Below are 25,041 nucleotides of genomic sequence, written 5' to 3' on the forward strand. Positions count from 1 at the left end.
TCGCTATGAACAAAAACATTCATCACCACCGCATCTTAATTCTCGATTTTGGTTCGCAATATACCCAGCTGATTGCCCGCCGCGTGCGCGAAATTGGCGTGTACTGTGAGCTGTGGGCCTGGGACGTTACCGAAGCGCAAATTCGTGACTTTAACCCCACCGGTATTATTTTATCCGGCGGCCCGGAAAGCGTACACGAAGCCAACTCACCACGCGCGCCACAATATGTGTTTGAAGCCGGTGTACCGGTGCTGGGCATTTGTTACGGCATGCAAACCATGGCCGAGCAATTAGGCGGCAAGGTGCAGGGCTCGGATATGCGCGAGTTTGGTTATGCCCAGGTAGAAGTGGTAGCAGCCAACGATTTATTCGCCAAAATTGAAGACCATGTCGGCAGCAGCGGCAATGCGCTGTTAGATGTGTGGATGAGCCACGGCGATAAAGTCGTACAGGTGCCGGAAGGCTTTATTACCTGTGCCAGCACCACCACCTGCCCGCATGCCGGTATGGTAGATGAAGCGCGCCAGTTCTACGGCGTACAGTTCCACCCGGAAGTAACCCACACCCGCCAGGGCCAGCGTATGCTGGAGCATTTTGTTGCCGACATCTGCGGCTGCGACAAACTGTGGACACCGGCGACAATTATTGAAGATGCCATTATCCGCTTAAAGCAGCAGATTGGTAATGACCAGGTTATTTTAGGCTTGTCCGGCGGTGTCGACAGCTCAGTCGTGGCCATGTTGCTGCACCGCGCCATTGGCAAAAACCTGACCTGCGTATTTGTGGATAACGGCCTGCTGCGTTTAAACGAAGGCAAGCAGGTCATGGATATGTTTGGTGACCATTTCGGCCTGAACATTATCAAGGTTGAAGCCGAGCAGCGCTTCCTTGATGCTTTAGCCGGCGAAAACGAGCCGGAAGCCAAACGCAAAATTATCGGTCGCGTGTTTGTTGAAGTGTTCGACGAGCAGGCGCAAAAGCTGGAAAACGCCAAGTGGCTGGCGCAGGGTACTATTTACCCGGACGTGATCGAGTCTGCCGGCTCGGCTACCGGTAAAGCCCATGTAATTAAATCGCACCATAACGTGGGCGGCTTACCGGCGCATATGAAGATGGGCCTGGTAGAGCCACTGCGTGAGCTGTTTAAAGACGAAGTGCGCAAAGTAGGTTTAGAGCTGGGCCTGCCATACGACATGCTGTACCGTCACCCGTTCCCGGGCCCGGGTTTAGGTGTGCGCGTACTGGGCGAGATTAAAAAAGAATACTGCGATATTTTGCGCCGCGCCGATGCGATTTTTATCGAAGAACTGCACAAAGCCGAGCTATACCACAAAGTAAGCCAGGCCTTTGCCGTCTTCCTGCCGGTAAAATCGGTAGGCGTAATGGGCGATGCGCGTAAGTACGATTGGGTAGTATCACTGCGTGCCGTAGAAACTATCGACTTTATGACAGCGCACTGGGCACACCTGCCTTACGAGCTGTTGGGTAAAGTATCTAACCGTATTATCAATGAAATCAACGGTATATCCCGCGTGGTATATGATATCAGCGGTAAACCACCGGCGACGATTGAGTGGGAATGATCACACGTCAGGCGCTGGCTGGCAGTGACTGGCATTAAATGATGCTTAAGCCCATGTTTTAATGGGCTTTTTTGTATGGCATGCGCTGATCTAGCAGAAGGGCGCTAGCGCCTCTCAACGATACTAAATTAGAGGTGTGTTTTGAGAATTACACTTCCCTTCTGGCGTCAGCTATGCATATCCAATCGGCGAATAGGTCGTTCTTATCAACTTGACCTACAACAGCGCTGATCTGGTCAGGGAATGTTAAGCGGACATCAACCGGCAAAGTAGCTGTCCGCTTCTCACTATGTCTTAGTCGGCGCTCAGGTCAGCGTACCGCCATCAACGGTCAAGATGGTTCCGGTGATTTGCCTAGCCGCACCAGAAGCGAGGAATGCCACTGCAGCGGCGATATCCTCCGGCTCACCGTAGCGGCCGAGCGGTATTAAAGCGCGCTGGAAATCGCCGAACTCGCCCTCGGCCGGGTTCATCTCCGTGTTGGTCGATCCTGGCTGAATGAGGTTGACGGTGATGTCGCGGGGCCCAAGCTCTCGCGCCAGACCGCGGGTGAAGGATTGAAGCGCCGATTTGGTCATCGAATAGACCGTCGACGGTCCGACGATCCGCTCAGCGCCTGCTGAACCAATTGTGACAATCCGGCCGCCCTGGCTGAGGTAAGGCATGGCGGCTTGAGATGCCAAGATCGGTGAGCGCGCATTGACAGCGAAAAGTGCGTCGATCTCGGCGACGGTGAAGTCCGCCACGTCCTTGTAAATCGCGATCGCCGCGTTGTTCACCAGGATGTCGAGACCGCCCAAGGCCTGGGCGGCTTCATCGACCGACCGCTTGACCGCCTCGGGGTCCATGCTGTCGGCCTGGATCGCCAACGCCTTGCGCCCTTTGCCCTCGATTGTCGCCACGACTTGCGCTGCCCGATCGGCGGCGCGTTCGTATGTAATCGCGACATCCGCTCCCTTTTCAGCCAGCGCGATCGCGATCGCCGCTCCGATGCCGCGCGACGCGCCGGTCACTAGAGCGCGTTTACCAGTTAGTTCACTCATCAATCATTCCTCTTTGTGTCGACAGGGGACATGTTTCGCCCCGCCGCGACGCGGCGGGCGTCCGTGCGGCCTGCCGCCGCACGATTTTCCGGGTCAGGCGATCAGGACGGGCAGACCGCTCAGGCGGCGGTTGTCCATGTCGTCATGTGCGCGGGCTATCTCGTCGAACGGATAGCGGGCCGTTTCGAGATCGCTGAAAATGCCGGAGCGCATCGCATCCCATAGCTGCGAGGTCGCGATTTCGACCGACGGTCCGCGGACATATTGCGGTGCACCGCCGCTGCGGACATCCACGCCGCGTCGCGCGAGATCGTAGGACGGCGCGGGCTGGCCTGACGCGGCTCCAATCGCAGCAATCACGCCACCGTCGCGGACGCTGGCCGCGCCGAGCGCGAAAGTTGCCTGCCCCACAAAGTCATAGACCACATCGACACCGTCTGGTGCGATCGCACGGATCCTGCTGGCGATGTCCGGCTCTCCAGTATGGAAGGCATGGGTAGCACCTGCCGCGACCTTGTTGAACTTGTCAGGCGATCCGGCCACACCGATAACCGTTGCGCCGAGTGACTTCGCCCAGCGAGACAGGATGGCGCCCACGTTTCCGGATGCGCCCAGTACCAGCACCGTGTCAGTGGATTTGATATCGTGGAGCCCGCGCAGGCCCATCCATGCCGTTCCACCCTTTGCCAGAAACGTCGCCGCTGTCTCGTTCGAGATATCGGCAGGCAGGCGAATGAGCGGTGCGGTCGAGATGATCCTCTCGGTGGCATATGCGCCTTCAGCAAAGAAATAAGCAACGCGGTCACCGACCGACAGCCCCTCCACGCCGGGTCCGACCTCGGTGACCGTTCCAGCCGCTTCGAAACCGGGGGCCGCCGGCAACGCCATCGGATATTGGCCCTTTCGTATCATCGTATCGACGAAGTTGAGGCCTATCGCGTCTTGTGCGAGCCTCACCTCGCCGGCGCGCGGCGCGCTGAGGTCCCTCTCGATGATCTGCAGGACGGAGGGACCGCCGATCGACCGCATCTGAATGATTTTTGTCACGATATTGTCTCCGGGCTCGGACGCCGCGCGGCACTTCCGATGAAATAAGAGGTTGGCGCAGCGATGCTCAGTTGAACTTGGCGAGGTTGAGAGCAGGCAACGGACCGCCGGGGGAACTGAATCAGTTGGCCGCCGATCGAGAGGGAGCTGAGCTCGATCACGGCTTCGTTGCCTGCCTTACCGAGCGCCATGGCAAACGCACCTCCGATATTGTCGGCTCCGATGATTCCAACGGTCATGATCCAGTCCTTCCAGGCCAGTTAGCGGTCCTTCTGCTGCATCCTTGGCCTGATGCCGCTGGCGTCGCAGAAATCCGATGTTGCTGTTGAACCGAGTATTGCTGGAAAATAGGTTCAGCATAAGTCATGATTGGGTTGTTTTAGTTTCAATCAATACTTGAAGGCTGGTGATTATGGAAACCCTTGCAAACCTTGAGGCGTTCGTCCGAAGCGCAGAAGCAAGCAGCTTTTCCGGGGCTGCGCGGCGTCTCTCGGTCACTCCGGCTGCCGTCAGCCGCAATGTTGCGATGCTGGAGCGGAACCTCGGCATTCGGCTGTTTCACCGCTCGACGCGGAAGTTAACATTGACCGAAGCGGGGGAGTCTTTTCTGGCAAGCATCGGAGAAAGCCTGAACCACCTTCAGGGGGCTATTGATGGGGCATCACAAACGAAGGGTGAGGCTGTCGGCGTTCTGAAGGTCAGCATGAGTTTGTCGTTCGCCATGGGATACGTTCTTCCCGCATTGCCCGATTTTCTGGCGCGCTATCCGGGCGTTAGGCCTGACTGGCATTTCGATAGCCGCAGGGTCGACCTGATTGCGGAAGGCTTCGACGCCGCGATCGGTGGTGGCTTCGACCTCAGTCCAGGCATCGTTGCGACGACGCTGGCACCGGTGCACGTTATCGCGGTCGCATCGCCCAGCTATTTTGACGAGCGTCGGCGACCGACAAGTCCTGCCGATCTGGTCGATCATGCGGGGATATTGAGGCGGTCCTCGAACTCGGGTCGGATCAGGCAATGGATGATGCGTGACGCCCAGGGGCGCGAAGAGCAGGCGCTGCTCAACGAGACGATCGTGATGAGCGACGCCGTCCCCATGGCGCAAGCGGCGATCGCGGGACTCGGCATTGCGTTGCTGGCTGTGCCCGATGTGTTGCCGGATCTGGAAAGCGGTGCGCTCGAACGTGTCCTCCCGAAGTGGTATGCCGATGCCGGATCGATCTCGCTCTACTATTCAAGCCGCGTGTTCCAGCCGTTGAAGACACGCGCCTTCATTGATTTTTATACTGAATACTTCCGCCGCGAGCGTCTCAGCACCCGGTTCGCAGGCAACCTCATATAGTGCCAACGCGTCCTTGCAAGCTTCGATCGCTTCCGCCGTCATACGGGTGCAAGCACAATTGCAGACTTCTGGAAAACCGCGGCACCTGAACCTTATCAATTATTCCATATTCAACAGATGCTTGAATATGATCCAACTGATGTGCCGCTAATAGCTTAGGGAAGGAATGCACAAATATCACTCCACAGAAGCACTAGGTACGAAAATGGAGTGAAGAATGACTGACGCAATCTCTTCCCGATCCCTCCCGCTGAGCGGCAAGGCCGCGGTTGTCATCGGTGGCTCGAGGTCTATCGGCGCATCGATCGTCCAGCGTCTGGCAGCGAACCGCGCTGGCGGCGCCATCACCCATGCAACTCATTTGTTCAAGGACTGATCTTCACTCCGCCACGCTGCTCGGACTAACGTCCATATCGAACGCACAGTTTTTCCCTCAGGCCGTTAGTGATAAAGGAGCGCGCATGGCATTTTTCATGGCATCTCCCTTTCTGTGGTCTACAGTTTGTTGAAAAATAAAAGAAAATTACAGTTATTTATAATCGAGTGGGTAACCCCGTCCAGCTAAATAAAAAAGGCCAGCGCAATGCTGGCCTTTTTGCTATAACAGCTGAGGTTATTTTGCTTTTGGCAGAGAGAACATCATGTCTGAATTAAGCGGCCAAATTGGCCAGATTGCGCTGACGGTCAGCGATGTCGATACTGCGCTGAGCTTTTATCGCGATATCTTAGGTTTGCCGTTTTTATTTCAACCCTCACCGCAGCTGGCGTTTTTACAGGCCGGCGCTACCAGGCTGATGCTCAGTACGCCGCAGGGCGCTGGTGTAGTGGGCGCTAATTCGGTAGTGTATTTCAGTGTTGCGGATATCGGTGCAACCTACGAGGCGATAGTTGCTAAAGGTGCTACGCCGGAGCGTGCGCCGCAATTGGCGGCGAAAATGCCGGATCATGAGCTGTGGCTGGGGTTTGTGCGTGACCCGGATGCGAATCTGGTTGGCCTGATGGAAGAAAAACGCTAACAGCGGAGAGCGGATAATGCGTAATGTAAAACAACTTCACTTCAGTATTGTGATTAATGCGCCGGTGCAAACGGTGTGGCAGCGGATGTTGTCTGACGTTGGTTACCGTAACTGGACGTCGGCATTTTGCGAAGGCTCGTATTTTAAAGGCAGCTGGCAGCAGGGGGAGACCATACGGTTTTTATCGCCCTCCGGTGATGGCATGGTGGCGACTATTGCTGAGCATAAACCACTGGAGTTTATCTCGATTAAACACCTGGGTTTTATCGTTAATGGCCAAGATGATTTTGATAGCGAACAGGTAACCAGCTGGGCACCGGCGTTCGAGAACTACCGGTTTCTGGTAGTAGAAAGCGGTACAGAAGTTAGCATAGAGCAGGATATTGCGCCCGAGTATGAGCAATATATGCAGGATACCTGGCCCAAGGCACTGCAAAAACTAAAGCTGTTATGTGAGCAAAGCTAAATGCTGAATTAGCGCTAAAGTAGTGCTTTAGAATCACAATTGCATTGCACTTTTTCACATCAGCGATAACAGGCAAATTTGAACAAATAATTAATAAATCACTATTCAGCTGGGTGCTAAACACTTAGTATTGGCGTGTTATTGCAGTGTATTGCCACCTGATAGTGCATGAAACTGATAATTGTTAATCGACTGATATGAGATTTGAGCTTTGCTATCGATATTACTTGTAGATGATGACCACGAATTCACCGAAGTTGCCTCCCACATTATAGATTTTCTGGGGCATACCGTGTCTGTCGCTGGCAGTTTAGCCGAAGCGAATGAGTGGCTTGAGCACAATAGTTTTGACCATATTCTGCTCGACTTTATGCTGCCAGACGGCAGCGGTATCCATTTGATGGATAGAGTTCAGCACCTGTTTCCTGTTCCCAAAGTCACCTTTATTACCGGACACCCGTCCGTTAAATCCATTATTGCTGAGCTGTGTGGGCCCAAAGTAGATTATTTGCTAAAGCCGATACAGCGTGAGTGTTTAGAACGGGTGCTTAACCCGGCCAGGCAAAAAGCGAAAAAGTCTTCTGCTGCTCAGTCTGAGCTGCATTTTGGTTGTCTGATTGGTGAATCTGCGCCGATGCAAGCGCTGTACACCATGATTGAGCGTGTCGCTGCATCGAATGCTAACGTGATGTTGTTGGGCGAAAGTGGTGTTGGTAAGGAACTGGTTGCCTCAGCCATTCATTATGCCAGCAAGACAGCTGGTGCCTTAGTTGCCACAAACTGTGGTGGTTTATCGAAAGAGCTGATCAGTAGCGAGCTGTTTGGCCATGAAAAAGGCGCCTTTACCGGTGCCGTTGCGCAAAAAACCGGTGTTTTTGAGCGCGCTCAAGGTGGCACATTATTTTTAGATGAAGTGACCGAAATGCCGCTCGATATGCAACCGCACTTATTGCGGGTATTAGAGACGAAAAAAATCGTGCGGGTAGGTGGCAGTAAAGAAATTGCTGTAGATTGCCGGGTAGTATCGGCGACTAACCGAAGCCTGGAAGATATTGCCGGTAAAAATATTCTGCGTGAAGATATTTATTTTCGTCTGGCGGTATTCCCGATTGAAATTCCTCCGCTCAGAGAGCGTGCTGCAGATATCCCGCTGTTAGCGAAAGCGTTTTTAGCCAGCTTAAATGACGAGAATGGCACAAACTACCAATTTAGCAACGCACAGCTGCAGCGGCTGGCCAGCTTTGACTGGCCGGGTAACGTCAGAGAGCTGCGCCACACTGTGCACCGCGCTTACATTATGAGTGATCCTGCCAAGGATGAAATTGAATTACCCGCCTCGTTTGCATCTCCTTTTTCTGCCGTACAGAAAGAAAAAACCGGCCTGACTGCGGGCAAAACCATTGATGAAGTCGAGAGAGAGTTAATTTACCTGACATTGAAAAAAGTTAGCGGAAACAAAGCTATGGCTGCCGATATGTTGGGGGTAAGTGTGAAAACCTTGTACAACCGGTTAAGTGCCTATGGTGGCTTAGGGGAATTTAGCTAGTTATTAACTGGGAGAATATAATGTCTGACGCAAAAGTGGCTGAGTTAGCTAAGCAAGTACATGATATTCGCAAGCCGCTGAATCGGATCTCGATGCAGGCGGAGTTAATTAAGCTGGTACTGGAAAACAATTTGCCGCCGCAAAAAGCGATTGAAGCTGTGGATAAAATACTGCAGTCCTGCCAGGACTGTAGTCAGTTACTGGAAAACTTGTCAGATCCATCAGCGTGACGCAATTAAAAGGGAAGCATAGATGTCAGGCAATCTGTTAAACAGTGCCCGTACCAGCTGGTTTTTACTGGGGGCGGTGATGATGTGCCTGATTGGCTTCAATGCTTATCTGGCAATCAGTTCGATTAAAGAGTTAACCGCTACGCAAACCAGCCTGACCAACACCGGGGATAATATTGTCAAACTTGATGATTTGCATTTGTCGGTATTGTCGGCCGAATCTGGCCAGCGTGGCTACCTACTGACAGATAATATTATCTATCTGGAACCCTATCAGGCGGCATTAAGCCAGGTAAAAGCGCAAATTACTGAAGTTCAGGCTATTGAGTCTGAGATACCGGAGCAGCAACTGCGCATCAATGAGATTATCCGGTTAGCAGACGCCAAAATTGCTGAGCTAACTGAAATAGTCGGGCTGGCACAGCAAAATAAAGATGCGCTGGCGCTCAGATTACTAAAAACTGACCGCGGCAAGAACATTTATCTGGAGTTCCGGGCATTATTTGATATCACCCGCCAGGTAGAGCAATCCTACCGGCAAAGCTTATTTCTGCGCCTGACTAAAGGGCGGGACGACGCCCAGCTTAACTTTATTTTATCTGGCATATTAAGCAGTGTGCTGGTGATACTGATGTTGATCCTGTCATCTATTAATGTAAAGAAAGAGCGAAAGTATCTGGCTGCACTGGAAAGCAAGAACGAGGAACTAGCGCTGAAAGTGGAAGAGCGCACACAGGAGTTACGCTTGTATTCGGAGGAATTAAGCCGAAGCAACCGGGAGCTGGAGGATTTTGCCTTTGTTGCATCCCATGACTTACAGGAGCCGTTGCGGAAAATTCAGGCCTTTGGTGATCGCCTGGAGGCGTCATTTAGTCAGGAGCTGGGCGAGAAAGGCCTGGACTATATGAAACGCATGCGTAACGCTGCGCAAAGAATGTCACTATTAATCAACGATTTGCTGGATTTCTCCCGCATCAATACCCGCGGCCGGGATTTTGTACCCACCAATTTAACTGACGTTGTTAATTACGCACTGGACGATCTTGAAATTGCAGTTCAGGAAAGTAACGCCCAAATCAATATAGAGAATTTACCGGTCATACAGGCCGATAGCAGTCAGCTTAGTCAGTTGTTTCTTAATCTGTTATCAAATTCGCTGAAGTTCCGCCTACCGGACAGAACACCGGTTATTACTATTACTGCTGCAGTGCACCAGCCTAATATTATGCAGCAGGCCATTTGCCCGGATTGGCATGTAATAACGCTAACAGACAACGGCATCGGCTTTGCAATAGAGTATGCCGAGAAAATTTTTACACCGTTTCAACGCCTGCATGGGCGTTCGGAATATAAAGGAACCGGCATTGGTCTGGCGGTATGCCGGCGGATTGTAGAAAGACACAGAGGGTTAATTTACGCATCGGGTGAGCCGGGTGTTGGCGCCACTTTTACATTAATTTTGCCTGCCGACGGCACACCGTTTGGCAGCAGGGGAGAAACTGAATAATGCCACTTACCAAGACACGGCCAATTACTATTTTAATGGCTGATGATGATGAAGATGATCGATTACTAACACAAGATGCACTGCGCGAAAGCCGGGTGCTTAACTCATTGTATTGTGTCGAAGACGGCGTAGAGTTACTGGAATATCTGCGCAAAGAAGGTAAGTATGCCACCGGCGTACCCTGTCCGCGGCCCAGCCTGATATTACTCGATTTAAATATGCCACGGATGGATGGCCGTGAAGCACTGCATAATATTAAAAATGACGATAATTTGCGGGGTATTCCTATCGTTATTCTTACCACGTCAAAACAAGAAGAAGACATGGTGCGGGGTTATAATTTAGGCGCGGCGTCGTATATCACCAAGCCGGTGAACTTTGATGGCTTGGTAGAGCTAATGCGCACCCTTGGTAAGTATTGGGTAGAGTTTGTTGAGCTACCTGCGCAAGACAATGACTAAACAGTTAAAGCCGGTTATACAGGCAAAAATCCTTCTGGTAGAAGACGATGAAGATGACTACATCATTACCCGTAGTCATCTGGAAGACTTAACCTCGTTTGACAGCCAACTGACGTGGGTAACAAACTCACTCGAAGGATTGCAAAAGCTAACCGAAGGCAACTTTGATGTCTGTCTGCTGGATTACCAGCTAGGCGCTGAAACCGGTTTATCATTGTTAAAACAGGCAGTAGACAGTGGCATATCTACGCCCATTATTATGCTTACCGGCCAACCGGATAAGCAGCTTGATTTACAGGCACTGGAATACGGTGCGGCAGACTTTTTAGTAAAAAGCGAACTGAGTGAAGCAAGGTTTGCCAGAGCAATACGCTATGCATTAAGCCGCCGGGAATTTGAACTGGAACGTTTAAACCGGCTTCGCCTTGAAGCGGATAACCGGTCAAAAGATCGGTTTTTAGCCCACCTTAGCCACGAGCTCAGAACGCCGTTGTCTTCAATTTTGGGCTACACCGAGTTACTGCTTGAATCAAACCATACCGAAGACGCATGGCCAGAGCTGAATATCATCCTGAATAATGGCAAGCATTTGCTGAGCTTGTTAAACGATATTCTCGATCTGTCCAGAATTACGGCAAATAAGCTGGAATTACGGCCTGAGCCTACCAGTTTACGCCACCTGATGCTGGATATTTATACCCTGCTTAAAGTTACCGCTATTGATAACGGCCTGGATTTAACCATTAATTCGTTAACTCCGTTACCGGTGCTTATTACTGTCGATGGCACGCGCTTACGCCAGGTATTGATAAATTTGATTTACAACGCTATCAAATTTACTGATGCCGGCAGTATCACCGTTGATCTGTGGACGCAGCAAGACGCAGCAAAAGAGATGTTGTTGTTCCGCATAACCGATACCGGCGTGGGTATTGCGCAGGGGCAACTTAAAGATATTTTTGCGCCCTTTACCCAGATAGAAGATTATCTTACCCGGAAAAAAGGCGGCGCAGGCCTGGGGCTGGCTATTTCCTCCGAGCTTATTCAGCGTATGGGGGGCAGCATTGATGTGACCTCTGAAGAGGGAAAGGGCAGTGTATTTACCTTTTCGCTGGACCCGGGCGATATAACGGATACCCAGCGCAAACCATTGAGCCTGGAACCGTCAATTAGTAATACCGGTGGTGCACACAATAAGCTGGCTTTAACAGGCGAAGTGCTTATCGTCGATGATTTGGCTGACTTACGCAAGCTGTCTGCACATTGGATCCAGGCTACAGGCGCGTCAGTAGACTTTGCTGAAAACGGCGCCGAAGCGCTCGCAAAGGTAAAACACAAAATAGCATCAGGCAGCTATTACGATCTGATCCTGATGGATTTACACATGCCAGGCATGGGTGGCAGAGAAGCGACGGTAGCTATCCGTGAAACGGGCTATCAGTATCCTGTGGTCGCGCTTACAGCAGCAATGGCGAAGGGGATCCGCCAGCAGCTAACGGCGTTGGGTTTTAACGACGTGCTGTCCAAACCGATCACGAAGAATCAGCTGTACCGTGCATTACGCTGTTATTTAACGGGCAATGCTGCATCGGTAGACAACAGCGCAGCAGATAGTCTGCCGCTGCATTTTCTGGTGGTAGAGGATGATACTGAAGCTGCACAATTAATGCAGATATTATTAGAAAGCCTGGGGGTGAAAACCACACTGGCACACAGCGCAGAAGAGTGTATGCGCGAACTGGCCTTACTGCACCGGTTTGACAGAATTTTGCTTGATCTGGGGCTGCCAGATAGTGATGGACTGCAGCTTATCGAGCGGATTGAGCATAACTATCCTGACAATATTGTGATTGTGGTAAGTGGACATGAGCATGATGTTGCTGCATCTGGCAGTGCTATCGCCCAGCACAGCCTGTTAAAACCTATCACTAAACAGGCACTAAATAACCTGGTGTTAATGTGCCGTTAAGGTTTCTTCAGGGAGTGATGTTTATTATTTGTATATAAATCAGTCTATTAATTTCGGTCTCTACCCTGAATTTGCCATTTAAACATTGTAAATTCTGCACATTGCGATGTTAGTATTACAATTTTATAACGGCTTAAAATCGGCCCGGAAAAATCATCATAGCTTAAGTATTTGATTTTTAATGTCTTATTTTTATTTTCAAAAGTGGTACAAAGCTTGTAACCGTTACAGCGAACTAAGGCCAAAGTGCCGATTACTACTAGCTGACTTAACGGAGTCTATTATGAAAAAGTCATTTTTAGCTATATTAACTGCATCTTCTCTTATCGCTACCTCGGCTTATGCTGTTACACCAGAAGACGATATTGATCACATGGGTATCTACGTTGGCGCCGCTTATGGCTTGCTGAAAGTGGACGGTGATGATGAGGATTTTGACGATGAAGATAACGCCAGCCGGTACTTTGTCGGCGCCCAGTTTAATCAGATGCTGTCTTTAGAGGGCGGCTATATCGATTTTGGTAACTATGGCAACAGCGTTTTTAACACAGATTTAGATGGGTACACTCTGGCGTTAAAAGCCGGCTTACCGGTGACAGAGCGTTTTACTGTGTATGCGCAGGGCGGTAATGTCTGGTGGAAAGCTGACATTAATGCCACTGATGACAGCGACGATGTTGACGGTTCAGATATATTTTATGGTGTAGGGGTATCCTTTGCACTGACGCAGAACCTGGATCTGCGTCTGGATTACACCCGCTTTGATGTAGAATTTGACCGTGATGAAATTGGTATCCTGGCCGAGATTGATAACTTTGACACTAAAGTGGATTACGCCAGTATCGGTATTCAGTACACCTTTTAAGCTGGTCGCACTGATTAAAATCAGCACAGCCGGGTATAACAGCCCGGCTGTCTGCATTTGGGACTTAGCCTGATTAGCATGGCTGAACTTTGTTTTCGGCCATAGGTCTGACAGTAGGTTTATACTTATTTAGTAATTTAGCGGAGTCAGGGAATGGGGCGCAGTCAGGCGATGGGTAAAGTATTACAGCTGTGGCGTGATAACCGCGGCATACTGGTGTTTTTAAGTTTAATGTTTGTCTTCAGAAGTGCGGTAGCCGATTGGAATGATGTGCCATCGGGCTCGATGCAGCCAACGATTGAGATTGGCGATCGTATTCTGGTTAATAAAATGGCCTATGATTTACGCCTGCCCTTTACCACAGTGTCGCTGATAAAGCGCGCTGATCCACAGCGCGGTGATATAGTTATTTTTCTGTCTGAAGCTGCCGGCAACCGGCTGGTAAAACGTGTTATCGGTGTTCCGGGCGATGTCGTGGCGATGCAACACAACGTGCTGAGTATTAATGGCGAGCAACTGGTGTATAACCAGCCGGATGTTGCGGTAAAGGCGTATTCAGGCTCTGACGAGGGCAGCCAGCTGCTAAGCGAACAACTGGGCAATATTACCCATACGGTAAAGCTGGCCTCCTTTGCTACTGGCCGCGACAGTTTTAACGCCGTAAAAGTACCTGCCGGCCACTATCTGGTATTGGGCGATAACCGCGATAACAGTGCCGACTCGCGTGTAATCGGCTTTGTGCCACGCAATGAAATTGTCGGTCGTGCTGGCAAGGTGTTGTTTTCGCTGGACTATGATAACTACTACTTGCCGCGCAGCGAGCGTTTTTTTGCGGCGCTTTAGCTGTTAACCGTGCTTGCGTGCGCTCAGGCGCACCCATTCTTCCTGCATGGCGATGGGGTCAAAGCTGAACTCGTCACTGTAAGCGTCAATCACACTTTGTGCCTGGCTTTCTAAGATGCCTGACAGGGCCAGTTTACCACCGGGTTTTACGTAGCTGCTTATCACTTGTTTTAATTCGGCCAACGGCCCGGCGAGGATATTGGCTACTACAACATCAGCCTGAAAATCACTTGGCTGATCTTTAGGTAAATACAGCTCTATCTGGCCTTCGACATTATTACGTCTGGCGTTAGCTGTGCTGGCTTCTATTGCCTGTGGGTCAATGTCGACACCAATCACCCGTTTGGCGCCCAGCTTTAACGCTGCGATGCCCAAAATTCCGGAGCCACAGCCAAAATCAACTACGGTTTGCTGTGGTTCTATGGTGGCGTCCAGCCACTGCATACATAGCGCAGTAGTAGGGTGGGTGCCGGTGCCAAAGGCCAGGCCCGGGTCTAACATTACGTTTACTGCTGTCGGGTCCGGGATATCACGCCAGCTGGGGCATACCCAAAGCCTGGTGCCAAATTTAATCGGGTGAAAGTTATCCATCCACTCGCGTTCCCAGTCTTTATCTTCTAACTGCTCCAGCTTGTAATCGACACCGTCTTTAAAAAATGACACCTGCTCCAGCTGCTTTACTACCTTATCCATCGGGTGCTCAGCGTCAAACAGGCCAACTACCACGGTATTGGTCCAGTAAATCACTTCGCCTGGCATTGGTTCGTAAATCGGGGTGTCCTGTGCGTCGACAAAACTAACGGCCTGAGCGCCCCAGCCCATCAGCATATCGCTGACTTGTTCGGCTTTTTCTTCATTGGTACTCACGCGCAGTTGGATCCAGGGCATAATTAGTCTCGCTTATAAAAATTTGCCGCATTATAGCAAAAAGGCCGCAAAAGCGGCCTTTAATCTGTGTAAGCTCAGGCTTACTTAATACCCAGCTTCTTCTCTAAATAGTGGATATTAGTACCACCTTTACAGAAGCCCGCATCACGCATAATGTCTTTATGCAGTGGGATGTTGGTTTTAATGCCGTCTACCAGCAGTTCGTCCAGTGCGTTACGCATCCGGGCAATAGCGATATCGCGGGTTTCACCGTAGGTGATCAGCTTACCTACCATAGAGTCATAGTTAGGCGGTACGGTGTAATCAGCGTAAATATGGGAATCCCAGCGGATACCATTACCGCCGGCCGGATGGAAGCGGGTAATTTTACCCGGTGACGGGATAAAGCTAACCGGATCTTCAGCGTTGATACGGCACTCTACGGCATGGCCGCGAATAACAATATCTTCCTGCTTAAGTGTCATTGGCATGCCAGAGGCAATGCGCAATTGCTCTTTAATCAGGTCAACGCCGGTGATCATCTCGGTAACAGGGTGCTCTACCTGAATACGGGTGTTCATTTCAATAAAGAAGAACTCGCCGTTTTCAAACAGGAATTCAAAAGTACCGGCACCGCGGTAATTCATTACCTTACATGCATCAACACAACGGCCGCCGATAAAGGCGCGTAGTTCCGGCGTAATGCCCGGTGCCGGTGCTTCTTCTACCACTTTTTGGTGGCGACGCTGCATAGAGCAATCACGTTCACCTAAGTGAATAGCGTTGCCCTGGCCATCAGCTAAAACCTGAATTTCAATATGGCGTGGGTTTTCCAGGAATTTCTCCATGTACACCATATCGTTACCAAAAGCGGCTTTAGCTTCGGCTTTGGTCATCTCGATAGAGCTGACCAGTTCTTCTTCGCTGCGCACCACGCGCATACCGCGGCCACCACCGCCGCCAGCGGCTTTAACAATGATCGGGTAGCCAATACGCTTGGCAATAACCATATTAGTGGCCGGATCGTCGCCGACAGCGCCGTCAGAGCCCGGTACACAAGGTACACCGGCTTTTTTCATTGCTTCAATCGCGGATACTTTATCGCCCATTAAGCGGATAGAGTCCGGGTGCGGGCCAATAAACACCAGGCCGCTTTCTTCTACCTGTTGGGCAAAATCAGCGCGCTCGGCTAAAAAGCCGTAGCCAGGGTGAATAGCCTGGGCATTGGTAACTTCAGCGGCAGCAATCAGCGCCGGTATATTTAAATAGCTTTGCGTGGATGCCGCCGGGCCAATACAAATGGTTTCATCGGCCAGCAGCACATGTTTTAAATTACGGTCTACCGTAGAGTGCACGGCCACCGTTTTAATGCCCAGCTCTTTACACGCGCGCAAGATACGCAGTGCAATTTCGCCGCGGTTGGCAATCAGTACTTTTTCTAGCATCAGTCTGCCTTTTGCGTTATTCAATCACAAAGAGTGGCTGGTCGAATTCAACCGGCTCGCCGTTTTCTACCAGAATTTCTTTGATCACACCGGCCTTGTCAGACTGGATCTGGTTCATCATTTTCATCGCTTCAACAATACATAAAGTATCGCCAACTTTAACGCTTTGGCCTACTTCAACAAAGGCTTTCGCTGTTGGCGATGCTGCGCGGTAGAAAGAACCGACCATTGGCGATTTCATAAGATGGCCACTGGCAGCCTTGGGTGCTTCCACAGCTGCTGGTGCAGCGGCAGCCGGAGCAGGTGCCGGGGCGTATTGTGGCGCCGGAGCATAGTGCTGCATAGGTGCATATTGCGGGGTAGGGCCGTTACGGCTAATGCGTACCGACTCCTCACCTTCGGTGATTTCAAGCTCGTTAATGCCAGATTCTTCTAACAGCTCGATCAATTTTTTAATCTTTCTAATATCCATGTCTTTTTAGCCTGATTAGTTATTACTGTTTGGTTGTTTGTAACGCTGCTAACGCCGCATCAAGTGCGTAGAGGTAACCTTTGGCACCAAGGCCACAGATCACCCCTTTGGCGATATCAGATAAATATGAGTGCCGGCGAAAACTTTCGCGCGCGTGCACATTAGACAAATGCACTTCAATAAAAGGAATGGCCACCGCCAGCAGTGCGTCACGAATAGCAATACTGGTATGGGTAAAAGCACCGGGATTAATCAGAATATAATCTTGCTTGCCCAGGCTTTGTTGAATAGCAGTCACCAGTTCGTGCTCGGCATTCGTTTGTAAATGTGCCAATTCGACACCTTTTGCCGCTGCCTGTTCCGTCAGACCGGTAATAATATCCTGCAAGGTGGCACTGCCATATACTGTCGGCTCGCGCACACCCAGCATATTCAGGTTAGGACCATTCAACACTAAAATTCGATAAGTTGCCGCCATTTGTGCGTTATTCCCGCTAATTGTTTTGATCCGGCCCTATCTTGCCAAAGCTAACGACTAATTGCATCTGTTTGCCAGAATTCTGTTGCAAGCAGCGCCGTTGGCCTAACAATAGCGCCTTATTATAGTGAAATCGTGACAAATGGCAGCAAAATACTGGTCTTATCAGCCAGAAAGCCGGTGGCAGTAGGCGGCGCCGGTTAAAAGCGCCGCTCTGAAGTTACTGTTGCAGTTGTGTCAGATGGGCGGCAAAGTCGGTTGCGTTCATAAAACCGGTCACCCGGGCAGTGCTGAGTTCTTCACCCTGCGGGCTGAAAAATAGCAGGGTAGGTAAGCCCAGCACCTGATAATTATCCAGTAGTGCCTGATCTTTGCGGGTCATCTTGGTTACGTCTACTTTAATCAGCTGCATCTTCTGCATTTGTGCCTGCACTTCGGCTTTGGGAAAGGTTAAATGCTCAAACTCTTTGCAGGCAATACACCACTCAGCATACAAATCTACCAGGGTGTAGCGTCCTTCGCTGGCAGCAATTTTTTGCTGCAGCTCTTCCAGTGAGCTCACCAGTTCAAAACCTGCCTGTTGTTGCTGGGTAACTGCGGCTGTTTGTTCTGTAGCCGGCCACCAATGTTTCAGGTTCAGGTATAGTGCTGCGCTAAGCAGTAATTGAGCCAGTATTAAAATAACCGCTTTGGCGCTGTTGTTTTGCAGGCTGAACATCATGCGGTACAGGTAAATAATAAAGCTAAGTAACAGCAAAGAACCGATAGCCAGGATATAACTGAACGGCAGCATCCGCTCCAGCAAAATAAGCGGTACCGCCAACAGCAGGAAGCCGAACGTGGCTTTTACCGCATTCATCCAGTTTCCGGCTTTAGGCAGCAGTTTACCGCCGGAGCTACCCAGAATAAGCAGCGGCAGGCCCATACCCAAACTTAAGATATACAACGTAACCGCGCCCAGCAGTAAGTCACCGCTTTGGGCTACATACAGCAGCGCCGCCGATAACGGTGCCGTGGTGCAGGGTGAGGCGATAAGGCCAGACAGCGCGCCCATGGTAAAGGCACCTTTGTGCGAGCCACCTTGTTGGTTATTGCTGACTTTGCTGATTTTTTCCTGCCAGCTGGACGGCAATGTCAGATTAAATACACCGAACATCGCCAGTGCCAGCAGCACAAAAATGATACTGGCAACAATTAATACCGCCGGGTGCTGCATATAGCCCTGAAACCGCACACCTAAACTGGCTACTACTAACCCTAATGCCGAATAGGTAATAGCCATACCCTGCACATAAGAAAATGACAGCGTAAAGGCGCGTTTGTTAGATAATTGCTTGCCCTGGCCGACAATAATGCTGGTTAAAATGGGGTACATTGGAAACACGCACGGTGTAAACGCCAGACCCAAACCCAGCAAAAAGAAACCAGCCAGTGTGGCTAAACCTGCGCCATCGCTAAGCTTTGCTGCCAGTGTATTCTGGCTGGATACCGGAACTGTGCTCTGGTTAGTTGCGCTGCCTGGGTTAGCTGCTGTGTCTTGATCGGTGTTAAGAGGAATGAGTGGCAGCTCTTTGGTTACCGGCGGGTAGCATAAACCGGCTTCGGCACAGCCCATATATTGAATTTTAAATACCGCATCTTCGCTGATATCTGTTAACGGAATACGCAGGGTTAACTGATGAAAATACACCTCTGACACGCCGAAAAACTCGTCTTCTATCTGCATGCTGGCCGGGTAGCTGGGGTGAGAAAAACTGACAGCAATACCGCCCAGTTTTATTTTATCTTTATACAGATAATAGCCATCGGCGATCGTCCAGCTGACAATCAGCTCATTTTGCTTTTGCACAAAATCAAACTCGAATGCCTGCTCTACCGGCAAAAAACTATCATTAGTATTGAGCAGGCTGTTGAGCACCGAGTTTTGCTGAGCAGCAGCCGGTGCCAGCAGAACAAACCAGAGTAAAAATGGCAGAAAAAACACGTTATACATCAGCTTATACTTCCTCTTAAACGCCATAGCGTTGTTATCGTATTACACTAACATGAGCTTACTATACGCTGATAGCCGCAGGGTGGCTTTATCAATGCGACCACCATCACCTCAGAATCATCACCTCAGTACAGACCTGCGGCGGGGCGGGTTTATTTCAATAGCGGTAAATTTAATCTGTTTGCCTTAAGCAGTAATTAAGAAATTTTCGCTTTACCCCTTGGATTTTTTTCCGTAGTGCCCCATATACCGGGCAGACAATTTAACACCCATGTTAAAACACAAAATAGCTTTAGGAGATAGAGCATGAATATTCGTCCATTACATGATCGTGTCATCATCAAACGTTTAGAAGCTGAAAGCAAATCAGCTGGTGGCATCGTATTAACGGGCGCTTCAGCGGAAAAATCTACCCGTGGTGAAGTGGTTGCAGTTGGCTTGGGCCGCGTATTGGATAACGGCGATGTTAAGCCACTAGACGTTAAAGTTGGTGACAAGGTGCTGTTTGGTGCTTATGTAGAGCGCACAGAAAAAATTGATGGTCAGGAATACGTGATCACCAAAGAAGACAATATCTTAGGTGTAATTCTGGATTAATTTTCCTGTAAACCTTACAACGATTAACTGAATTTAAGGATTAAGAAAATGGCAGCAAAAGACGTACGTTTTGGCGATGAAGCCCGTAACAAGATGCTTAAAGGCGTCAATATTTTAGCGAACGCCGTGCGCGTAACGCTGGGGCCGAAGGGCCGCCACGTAATTCTGGATAAGTCGTTCGGTGCACCGATGATCACCAAAGACGGTGTATCTGTAGCCAAAGAAATCGAGCTGGAAGACAAGTTCGAAAATATGGGCGCGCAGATGGTGAAAGAAGTTGCTTCTAAAGCCAATGACGAAGCCGGTGACGGTACTACCACTGCAACAGTGCTGGCACAAAATATCATCAATGAAGGTGTTAAAGCCGTTGCTGCTGGTATGAACCCGATGGATTTAAAACGCGGTATCGACAAAGCGGTTATCGCTGCGGTAGCTGAGTTAAAGTTACTGTCGCAGCCTTGTGCCGACAGCAAAGCTATTGCTCAGGTAGGTACTATTTCTGCTAACTCTGATGACGAAATCGGCCAGATCATTGCCAGCGCGATGGACAAAGTAGGCAAAGAAGGCGTGATCACTGTTGAAGAAGGCCAGGGTTTAGCCAACGAGCTGGACGTGGTTGAAGGTATGCAGTTTGACCGCGGCTACCTGTCTCCTTATTTCATCAACAACCAGGAAGCTGGCCAGGTAGAACTGGACAACCCGTACATCCTGACTGTGGATAAGAAAATTTCTAACATCCGCGAATTGCTGCCAGTGCTGGAAGGCGTGGCTAAATCAGGCAAGCCATTGCTGATTGTTGCTGAAGATGTTGAAGGCGAAGCGTTAGCAACGCTGGTCGTAAACAACATGCGTGGTATCGTGAAAATCTCTGCTGTTAAAGCTCCGGGCTTTGGCGATCGTCGTAAAGCCATGCTGCAAGATATTGCTACCTTAACCGGCGGTACCGTAATTTCTGAAGAAATTGGTATGGAGCTGGAAAAAGCCGGCCTGGAAGAATTAGGTACTGCTAAGCGCGTGGTGATCACTAAAGACAACACCACTATTATTGATGGCGCCGGTGAGCAAAGCGTTATTGATGGCCGTGTAAAGCAAATTCGTCAGCAAATCGAAGAAGCAACGTCAGACTACGACAAAGAGAAACTGCAAGAGCGCTTAGCCAAACTGGCTGGCGGTGTGGCGGTGATCAAAGTTGGCGCAGCTACTGAAATTGAAATGAAAGAGAAAAAACACCGCGTTGAAGATGCTCTGCACGCAACCCGTGCAGCAGTAGAAGAAGGCGTTGTGCCTGGCGGTGGTGTAGCACTGGTACGTGTAGCAGCCAAACTGGTTGACCTGCGCGGTGCTAACGAAGATCAGAACCACGGTATTAAAATTGCGCTGCGCGCAATGGAATCGCCACTGCGTCAAATCGTTGATAACGCCGGTGACGAGCCATCAGTAGTGGTTAACCAGGTGAAATCAGGCACGGGTAACTACGGTTATAACGCTGCCAGCGGCGAGTACGGCGATATGCTGGAAATGGGTATTCTGGACCCAACCAAAGTAACACGTTCAGCTCTGCAGTTTGCTGCCTCTGTTGGCTCACTGATGATTACCACCGAAGCGATGGTAACTGAGTTACCAAAGAATGATTCTCCTGCAATGCCTGATATGGGCGGCATGGGTGGAATGGGCGGCATGATGTGATAAAAATGTAAGTGCCCACTTACACTAAAACCCCGGCTTAATGCCGGGGTTTTGCTTTTTTACGGTGTGGCTTTTATAGCAGCTGGCTACATTTTTATACAAAAGGCTACAGCATTCTGGCCCTGATCAAGGCTATAGTGAATAGCGTTAGGTAAACTTATTAGCGGCGGGTAGCTCTAACCAGAGTGGTTAAAGCTGGCCATAGGTACAGGAGACGGACTATGCGTACAACAATATTACTATGCAGTTTAGCTATGGTGCTTGGCACGGGGGCTGTGCAGGCAGGTGAAGTACAGATCAAATGGCAAGATCCGGAAAAATTCACCGATATTCGCCCGGCGAATGACAACCGTAAAGCGTTTCGCGAAAGAGTGATTAAAAAGTTTGATGGCTTTTTCAATGATATGGCCACCCAGTTACCTGAAGGCTATAAATGGGAAGTCACAGTAACTGACGTCGACTTGGCCGGTGATGTGGATTATTTTATTGGTGGTGCCGGCAATGCTTTACGCGTGGTGAAAGATATTTACTCACCAGCTGTCCGTTTTACCCATGTGCTGCGGGATAAACACGGTGAAGAGGTTGTCAGTGGTGAAGAGCGCCTGCGTGATATGGGCTTTATGCAGTCGTTACGTTCAGCCAATGACAACGAAGAGTTTCGCTATGAAAAGCAGATGCTGAGTAACTGGTTTAGCAAAGAATTACAGCCTAAAGTTGAGCAGTACGCGTTAGCGCTACCCAAGGTAAGCACAAACTGAGTTCAGGCTACACCGGCTTTACTGCGATAAATACCGGTACAGCTAAGCTGGCGTTTACCTTGTAAGCGTGGTGATTTTACTTTGCTACCAGAGTGCGAAATTCAGCCAGCGTAGTGTGCAGCTGCTTTAGTTGCTGCACTACGCGCTGTAATGTTGCTGTATTAAACTGCTGGCTTTGTCGCATAGCAGCAACCTGTTCAGCTGTTTCTGCCAGATAAGGCATAAAGCGGTTGCTGGAGGCCTTAAATAGCTTATTGTCGGCAAAAATACGCTGGTGTTTAGCATGACCTTGCTGCTGCAGGTTATCCAGCAGGGCATCGGCGTCCAGCGCTTTGCGGTACAGCTCTTTTAAGTTGTCATCGAGTTGATTAAGTAAAGTATCCATAATACGGCTTAGCTGAAAAAAGTGGCGCCATTATGCCATAAGCCCGGCGCAGCTTCAGCAGCCTTGCAGTGAAAGCCCGTTTTAGCAGGTATTTTTTTCAGTGGGCATTTCTTTAGCAAACGTTTTGTTATATTATCTCGTTTCTTTATTTTCAGCTGTCAGAGTAAGCCACGTGTTAGCAACAGTAAGAAACGTATTTGATAAAGTAGGTATTACAGTGACGTCGCTTTGCGCCATTCACTGCATTATGCTGCCGATCATTCTGCCGGTTTTACCGTTACTGGGCCTCAGCGTTGGCCATAATCATGCTTTTGAGCGCGTGATGTTGCTGGTTACTATAGTGCTTGGCTTTATTGCTTTGTTTATTGGTTTTCATCGTTATCACCGCAAGCTATACCCGTTTTATTCATTGTTTTTAGGTGTGTTTATATATTGGCAACGGGATGTATGGGGCCATGAATATGAACACGCTGTTTTGATCGTGGGTGCATCCTTGGTGGTGTTGGCGCATGTGATGAATATGCGCTTGTGTAATAGCTGCAAAAGCTGTCATGATCACTAGGTATCAAAATGTATAAAAAAATCCCGCTACGGCGGGATTTTTGCTTTGTAGCGTTAGCGTTTTTCTGCCAACTGCTGTCGGCTTCTGGCAGGGAAATTGCTGAAAATGCCGTCTACGCCGTATTGCTGCATGCGGGCAATATCATCAGCTTGATCCACGGTATACACATACACTTTTAAACCGCGCGCTTTAGCATCATCAACAAAAGCCTGATTAATAAAGCTGACATCGCAGTTTACCGAGAGCGCTTGCAATTGCTTTGCAAAAGCGGCGTAATCCAGTGGCAGGCTGGCAGTAAGTGCTCCCAGCTTTAGCTCTGGCCGCGCCAGTTTAAGAGCGGCGAGTAAATGGTGGTTAAAAGATGAGACAAGCAGCCGCTGGCTGTCAAACTGTAGCTCTTGCTTGGCTTTATCCAGCAAGGCCAGCAGCGGTGCTACGGTGTTTTCGCCTTTTAATTCAATGTTTAGCCACAGCCTGGTATTTTGCAGTAACTGTAATACCTGCCATAGCGTAGGAATGCGCTCACCCCGGCCTGCGTCCAGTTGCATCAGTTGCTCTACAGAGTATTGATAGATACTGCCTGTGCCGTTAGTGGTGCGGGTTAAGTGATGATCATGAATAACAATTAACTCGCCTCGTACAGCGAATACGTCTATTTCTATAGCGTCAGCACCTTGGGCTATGGCTTGGCCAATAGCCAACAGGGTGTTTTCCGGGTATTCACCACTGGCACCACGATGGGCGATGATTTGCATGTTCGGTCCTGTTCAGAAGAGTTAGGGATAAAACTGGCAGAAGTGAATGCAGAGTATTTTTTTCGGCGACCGTTGCAGGCCAGGATGCTGACAAATTCGCCTGGAGCGAATTTGAACAGCTGCGCTGGTCCGTAGGATAAACTTCATGGATGAAGTTTATAATCGAGCCCCCATGGATGGGTTCACGGCGTGTTGCAGAAAAAATATACGGCGCATTCACGTTTTCGAAGCGCCGTAGCTGAAGATTAGCTTTAAATTGCTGTATTAGCAAAAGGCGCACCCATGCGGGTAACGGTGCCTGGTTGCTGATCGGCTAAAAACTGTAGTTTATTCGCCGGGAAAGCCAGCACTATTGTTGAGCCCAGTTTAAAGCGGCCCATCTCGGCACCTTTTTCCAGCGTAATGGCATTTTTACCATGTGCCGGATAGCTCCAGCGAAACACATTTTTACCCGCCGGTGGCGTTACCGTGCCAGCCCAAACCGTTTCAATACTGGCTACTATCGTTGCACCCACCAATACCAGTGCCATAGGGCCAAGTTCAGTGTCAAAAATGGTGACTACGCGCTCGTTCAGCGCAAATAAATCCTTTACGCACTCTGCGGTTAATGGGTTAACGGAGAAGAGTTCTCCTGGTACGTAAATCATCTGGCGCAAAGTGCCCCGAACAGGCATATGAATACGGTGATAATCTTTTGGTGCCAGATAAACAGTCGCAAAATGGCCGTTTTGAAACGGCAATGCCGTGGCGCTATCCCCGCCTAACAGAGCCTGTAGCGAATAATTGTGGTTTTTTGCCTGAATAAGTTTGCCATCAACGATAGGCCCAAGCTGACTGATAGTGCCATCTACCGGATGCGCAACAATATTAGCCTCTGTGGCCAGCGGGCGGACGCCATCTTTTAATGGCCGGGTAAAAAACTCATTAAAACTGGCGTAGTCTTTAGCTTGTTCAAACTTAGCTTCCGCCATATTAATGCCGTAGGCTTTAATAAAACGGTTAATTAAAAAGTGGCTAAACCAGCCCAGTTTTGCCGCCGCTAGTTTGCCAACAAGGCGCGAAATTAAGTGTTTAGGCAACAAATATTGCAGGGTAATTTTTAAATTATCCATTATGTTCTCTGTA

27 protein-coding genes are annotated in these 25,041 nt (G+C 49.8%); 16 read left to right on the forward strand and 11 right to left on the reverse strand.

The window, feature by feature from the left end; all coding sequences use genetic code 11:
* Positions 1 to 5: 5 nt before the first annotated feature.
* Positions 6 to 1,583 carry a glutamine-hydrolyzing GMP synthase gene (gene guaA, locus AR688_RS02075; RefSeq protein ID WP_068228413.1) on the forward strand — a complete coding sequence of 526 codons (1,578 nt, stop codon included), beginning with the start codon at positions 6 to 8 and terminating at the stop codon, positions 1,581 to 1,583.
* A 305-nt stretch (positions 1,584 to 1,888) separates the two neighbouring features.
* Here the strand turns inward: guaA and AR688_RS02080 are convergent, their stop codons facing one another.
* From AR688_RS02080 to AR688_RS20320, 3 genes are all read right to left on the reverse strand, one after another.
* Positions 1,889 to 2,626: an SDR family NAD(P)-dependent oxidoreductase gene (locus tag AR688_RS02080; protein ID WP_068228416.1), complete on the reverse strand. Its 738-nt coding sequence runs from the start codon at positions 2,624 to 2,626 to the stop codon at positions 1,889 to 1,891.
* A 93-nt stretch (positions 2,627 to 2,719) separates the two neighbouring features.
* Positions 2,720 to 3,673: a zinc-binding dehydrogenase gene (locus AR688_RS02085; protein ID WP_197412085.1), complete on the reverse strand. Its 954-nt coding sequence runs from the start codon at positions 3,671 to 3,673 to the stop codon at positions 2,720 to 2,722.
* The gene (locus tag AR688_RS20320; RefSeq protein WP_068228417.1) at positions 3,670 to 3,912 is read right to left on the reverse strand and encodes a hypothetical protein; all 243 of its coding nucleotides are present in this window, start codon (positions 3,910 to 3,912) and stop codon (positions 3,670 to 3,672) included. Before AR688_RS20320 ends, AR688_RS02085 begins: the two co-directional genes overlap by 4 nt.
* A gap of 173 nt (positions 3,913 to 4,085) precedes the next feature.
* Here AR688_RS20320 and AR688_RS02095 point away from each other — a divergent pair, with 173 nt between their 5' ends.
* From AR688_RS02095 to lepB, 11 genes are all read left to right on the forward strand, one after another.
* On the forward strand, positions 4,086 to 5,015 hold the full coding sequence (locus tag AR688_RS02095) for a LysR family transcriptional regulator (protein ID WP_068228419.1): 930 nt from the start codon (positions 4,086 to 4,088) through the stop codon (positions 5,013 to 5,015).
* A 217-nt stretch (positions 5,016 to 5,232) separates the two neighbouring features.
* Positions 5,233 to 5,391 (forward strand): hypothetical protein, encoded by a 159-nt coding sequence (locus tag AR688_RS20090; protein ID WP_156420193.1) that lies wholly within the window; start codon positions 5,233 to 5,235, stop codon positions 5,389 to 5,391.
* 265 nt (positions 5,392 to 5,656) lie between these two features.
* Complete coding sequence (locus tag AR688_RS02100) at positions 5,657 to 6,031, forward strand: VOC family protein (RefSeq protein ID WP_068228421.1); 375 nt, start codon at positions 5,657 to 5,659, stop codon at positions 6,029 to 6,031.
* A gap of 16 nt (positions 6,032 to 6,047) precedes the next feature.
* Positions 6,048 to 6,497: an ATPase gene (locus AR688_RS02105; protein ID WP_068228423.1), complete on the forward strand. Its 450-nt coding sequence runs from the start codon at positions 6,048 to 6,050 to the stop codon at positions 6,495 to 6,497.
* Between the two features lie 211 nt (positions 6,498 to 6,708).
* A complete protein-coding gene (locus AR688_RS02110) occupies positions 6,709 to 8,043 on the forward strand; it encodes a sigma-54-dependent transcriptional regulator (protein WP_068228426.1) in 1,335 nt (444 codons plus the stop codon).
* 20 nt (positions 8,044 to 8,063) lie between these two features.
* Positions 8,064 to 8,273 carry a histidine kinase dimerization/phospho-acceptor domain-containing protein gene (locus AR688_RS02115; protein WP_068228428.1) on the forward strand — a complete coding sequence of 70 codons (210 nt, stop codon included), beginning with the start codon at positions 8,064 to 8,066 and terminating at the stop codon, positions 8,271 to 8,273.
* Positions 8,274 to 8,295: 22 nt separating this feature from the next.
* Complete coding sequence (locus AR688_RS02120) at positions 8,296 to 9,780, forward strand: sensor histidine kinase (RefSeq protein WP_068228430.1); 1,485 nt, start codon at positions 8,296 to 8,298, stop codon at positions 9,778 to 9,780.
* Complete coding sequence (locus AR688_RS02125; RefSeq protein ID WP_068228432.1) at positions 9,780 to 10,241, forward strand: response regulator; 462 nt, start codon at positions 9,780 to 9,782, stop codon at positions 10,239 to 10,241. Before AR688_RS02120 ends, AR688_RS02125 begins: the two co-directional genes overlap by 1 nt.
* Complete coding sequence (locus AR688_RS02130) at positions 10,234 to 12,210, forward strand: response regulator (protein ID WP_068228433.1); 1,977 nt, start codon at positions 10,234 to 10,236, stop codon at positions 12,208 to 12,210. The genes AR688_RS02125 and AR688_RS02130 overlap by 8 nt, the downstream gene beginning before the upstream one ends.
* A gap of 283 nt (positions 12,211 to 12,493) precedes the next feature.
* Positions 12,494 to 13,075 (forward strand): outer membrane beta-barrel protein, encoded by a 582-nt coding sequence (locus tag AR688_RS02135; RefSeq protein WP_068228436.1) that lies wholly within the window; start codon positions 12,494 to 12,496, stop codon positions 13,073 to 13,075.
* Positions 13,076 to 13,228: 153 nt separating this feature from the next.
* On the forward strand, positions 13,229 to 13,918 hold the full coding sequence (gene lepB / locus AR688_RS02140) for a signal peptidase I (protein WP_231731894.1): 690 nt from the start codon (positions 13,229 to 13,231) through the stop codon (positions 13,916 to 13,918).
* Positions 13,919 to 13,921: 3 nt separating this feature from the next.
* Here lepB and prmA read toward each other — a convergent pair whose 3' ends face one another.
* The 5 genes from prmA to AR688_RS02165 form a co-directional block, all read right to left on the reverse strand.
* The gene (prmA, locus tag AR688_RS02145; RefSeq protein WP_068228438.1) at positions 13,922 to 14,806 is read right to left on the reverse strand and encodes a 50S ribosomal protein L11 methyltransferase; all 885 of its coding nucleotides are present in this window, start codon (positions 14,804 to 14,806) and stop codon (positions 13,922 to 13,924) included.
* An 80-nt stretch (positions 14,807 to 14,886) separates the two neighbouring features.
* Positions 14,887 to 16,230, reverse strand: coding sequence for an acetyl-CoA carboxylase biotin carboxylase subunit (gene accC, locus AR688_RS02150; RefSeq protein WP_068228440.1), 1,344 nt, complete (start codon positions 16,228 to 16,230; stop codon positions 14,887 to 14,889).
* Between the two features lie 16 nt (positions 16,231 to 16,246).
* A complete protein-coding gene (accB, locus tag AR688_RS02155; protein ID WP_068228445.1) occupies positions 16,247 to 16,702 on the reverse strand; it encodes an acetyl-CoA carboxylase biotin carboxyl carrier protein in 456 nt (151 codons plus the stop codon).
* 22 nt (positions 16,703 to 16,724) lie between these two features.
* The gene (gene aroQ / locus AR688_RS02160) at positions 16,725 to 17,180 is read right to left on the reverse strand and encodes a type II 3-dehydroquinate dehydratase (protein ID WP_068228448.1); all 456 of its coding nucleotides are present in this window, start codon (positions 17,178 to 17,180) and stop codon (positions 16,725 to 16,727) included.
* 220 nt (positions 17,181 to 17,400) lie between these two features.
* Positions 17,401 to 19,173: a protein-disulfide reductase DsbD gene (locus AR688_RS02165; RefSeq protein WP_068228451.1), complete on the reverse strand. Its 1,773-nt coding sequence runs from the start codon at positions 19,171 to 19,173 to the stop codon at positions 17,401 to 17,403.
* A gap of 306 nt (positions 19,174 to 19,479) precedes the next feature.
* On the opposite strand from AR688_RS02165, the gene AR688_RS02170 reads away from it, so the two are divergent.
* From AR688_RS02170 to AR688_RS02180, 3 genes are all read left to right on the forward strand, one after another.
* On the forward strand, positions 19,480 to 19,770 hold the full coding sequence (locus AR688_RS02170) for a co-chaperone GroES (protein WP_068228453.1): 291 nt from the start codon (positions 19,480 to 19,482) through the stop codon (positions 19,768 to 19,770).
* A 48-nt stretch (positions 19,771 to 19,818) separates the two neighbouring features.
* On the forward strand, positions 19,819 to 21,456 hold the full coding sequence (gene groL, locus AR688_RS02175; protein WP_068228454.1) for a chaperonin GroEL: 1,638 nt from the start codon (positions 19,819 to 19,821) through the stop codon (positions 21,454 to 21,456).
* A gap of 221 nt (positions 21,457 to 21,677) precedes the next feature.
* A complete protein-coding gene (locus tag AR688_RS02180) occupies positions 21,678 to 22,214 on the forward strand; it encodes a DUF3016 domain-containing protein (protein WP_068228455.1) in 537 nt (178 codons plus the stop codon).
* A 76-nt stretch (positions 22,215 to 22,290) separates the two neighbouring features.
* On the opposite strand, the gene priC is transcribed toward AR688_RS02180, so the two are convergent.
* Positions 22,291 to 22,599 carry a primosomal replication protein PriC gene (priC, locus tag AR688_RS02185; RefSeq protein ID WP_068228458.1) on the reverse strand — a complete coding sequence of 103 codons (309 nt, stop codon included), beginning with the start codon at positions 22,597 to 22,599 and terminating at the stop codon, positions 22,291 to 22,293.
* A 100-nt stretch (positions 22,600 to 22,699) separates the two neighbouring features.
* On the opposite strand from priC, the gene AR688_RS02190 reads away from it, so the two are divergent.
* Complete coding sequence (locus tag AR688_RS02190) at positions 22,700 to 23,161, forward strand: MerC domain-containing protein (protein ID WP_231731895.1); 462 nt, start codon at positions 22,700 to 22,702, stop codon at positions 23,159 to 23,161.
* A gap of 53 nt (positions 23,162 to 23,214) precedes the next feature.
* Here the strand turns inward: AR688_RS02190 and AR688_RS02195 are convergent, their stop codons facing one another.
* Both AR688_RS02195 and asd read right to left on the reverse strand, forming a co-directional pair.
* Positions 23,215 to 23,916: a glycerophosphodiester phosphodiesterase gene (locus AR688_RS02195; RefSeq protein WP_068228462.1), complete on the reverse strand. Its 702-nt coding sequence runs from the start codon at positions 23,914 to 23,916 to the stop codon at positions 23,215 to 23,217.
* Between the two features lie 251 nt (positions 23,917 to 24,167).
* Positions 24,168 to 25,028 (reverse strand): archaetidylserine decarboxylase, encoded by an 861-nt coding sequence (gene asd / locus AR688_RS02200; RefSeq protein WP_068228463.1) that lies wholly within the window; start codon positions 25,026 to 25,028, stop codon positions 24,168 to 24,170.
* Between the last annotated feature and the right edge of the window lie 13 nt (positions 25,029 to 25,041).

Source organism: Rheinheimera sp. EpRS3, assembly GCF_001513785.1.
Classification (GTDB): Bacteria; Pseudomonadota; Gammaproteobacteria; order Enterobacterales; family Alteromonadaceae; genus Alishewanella.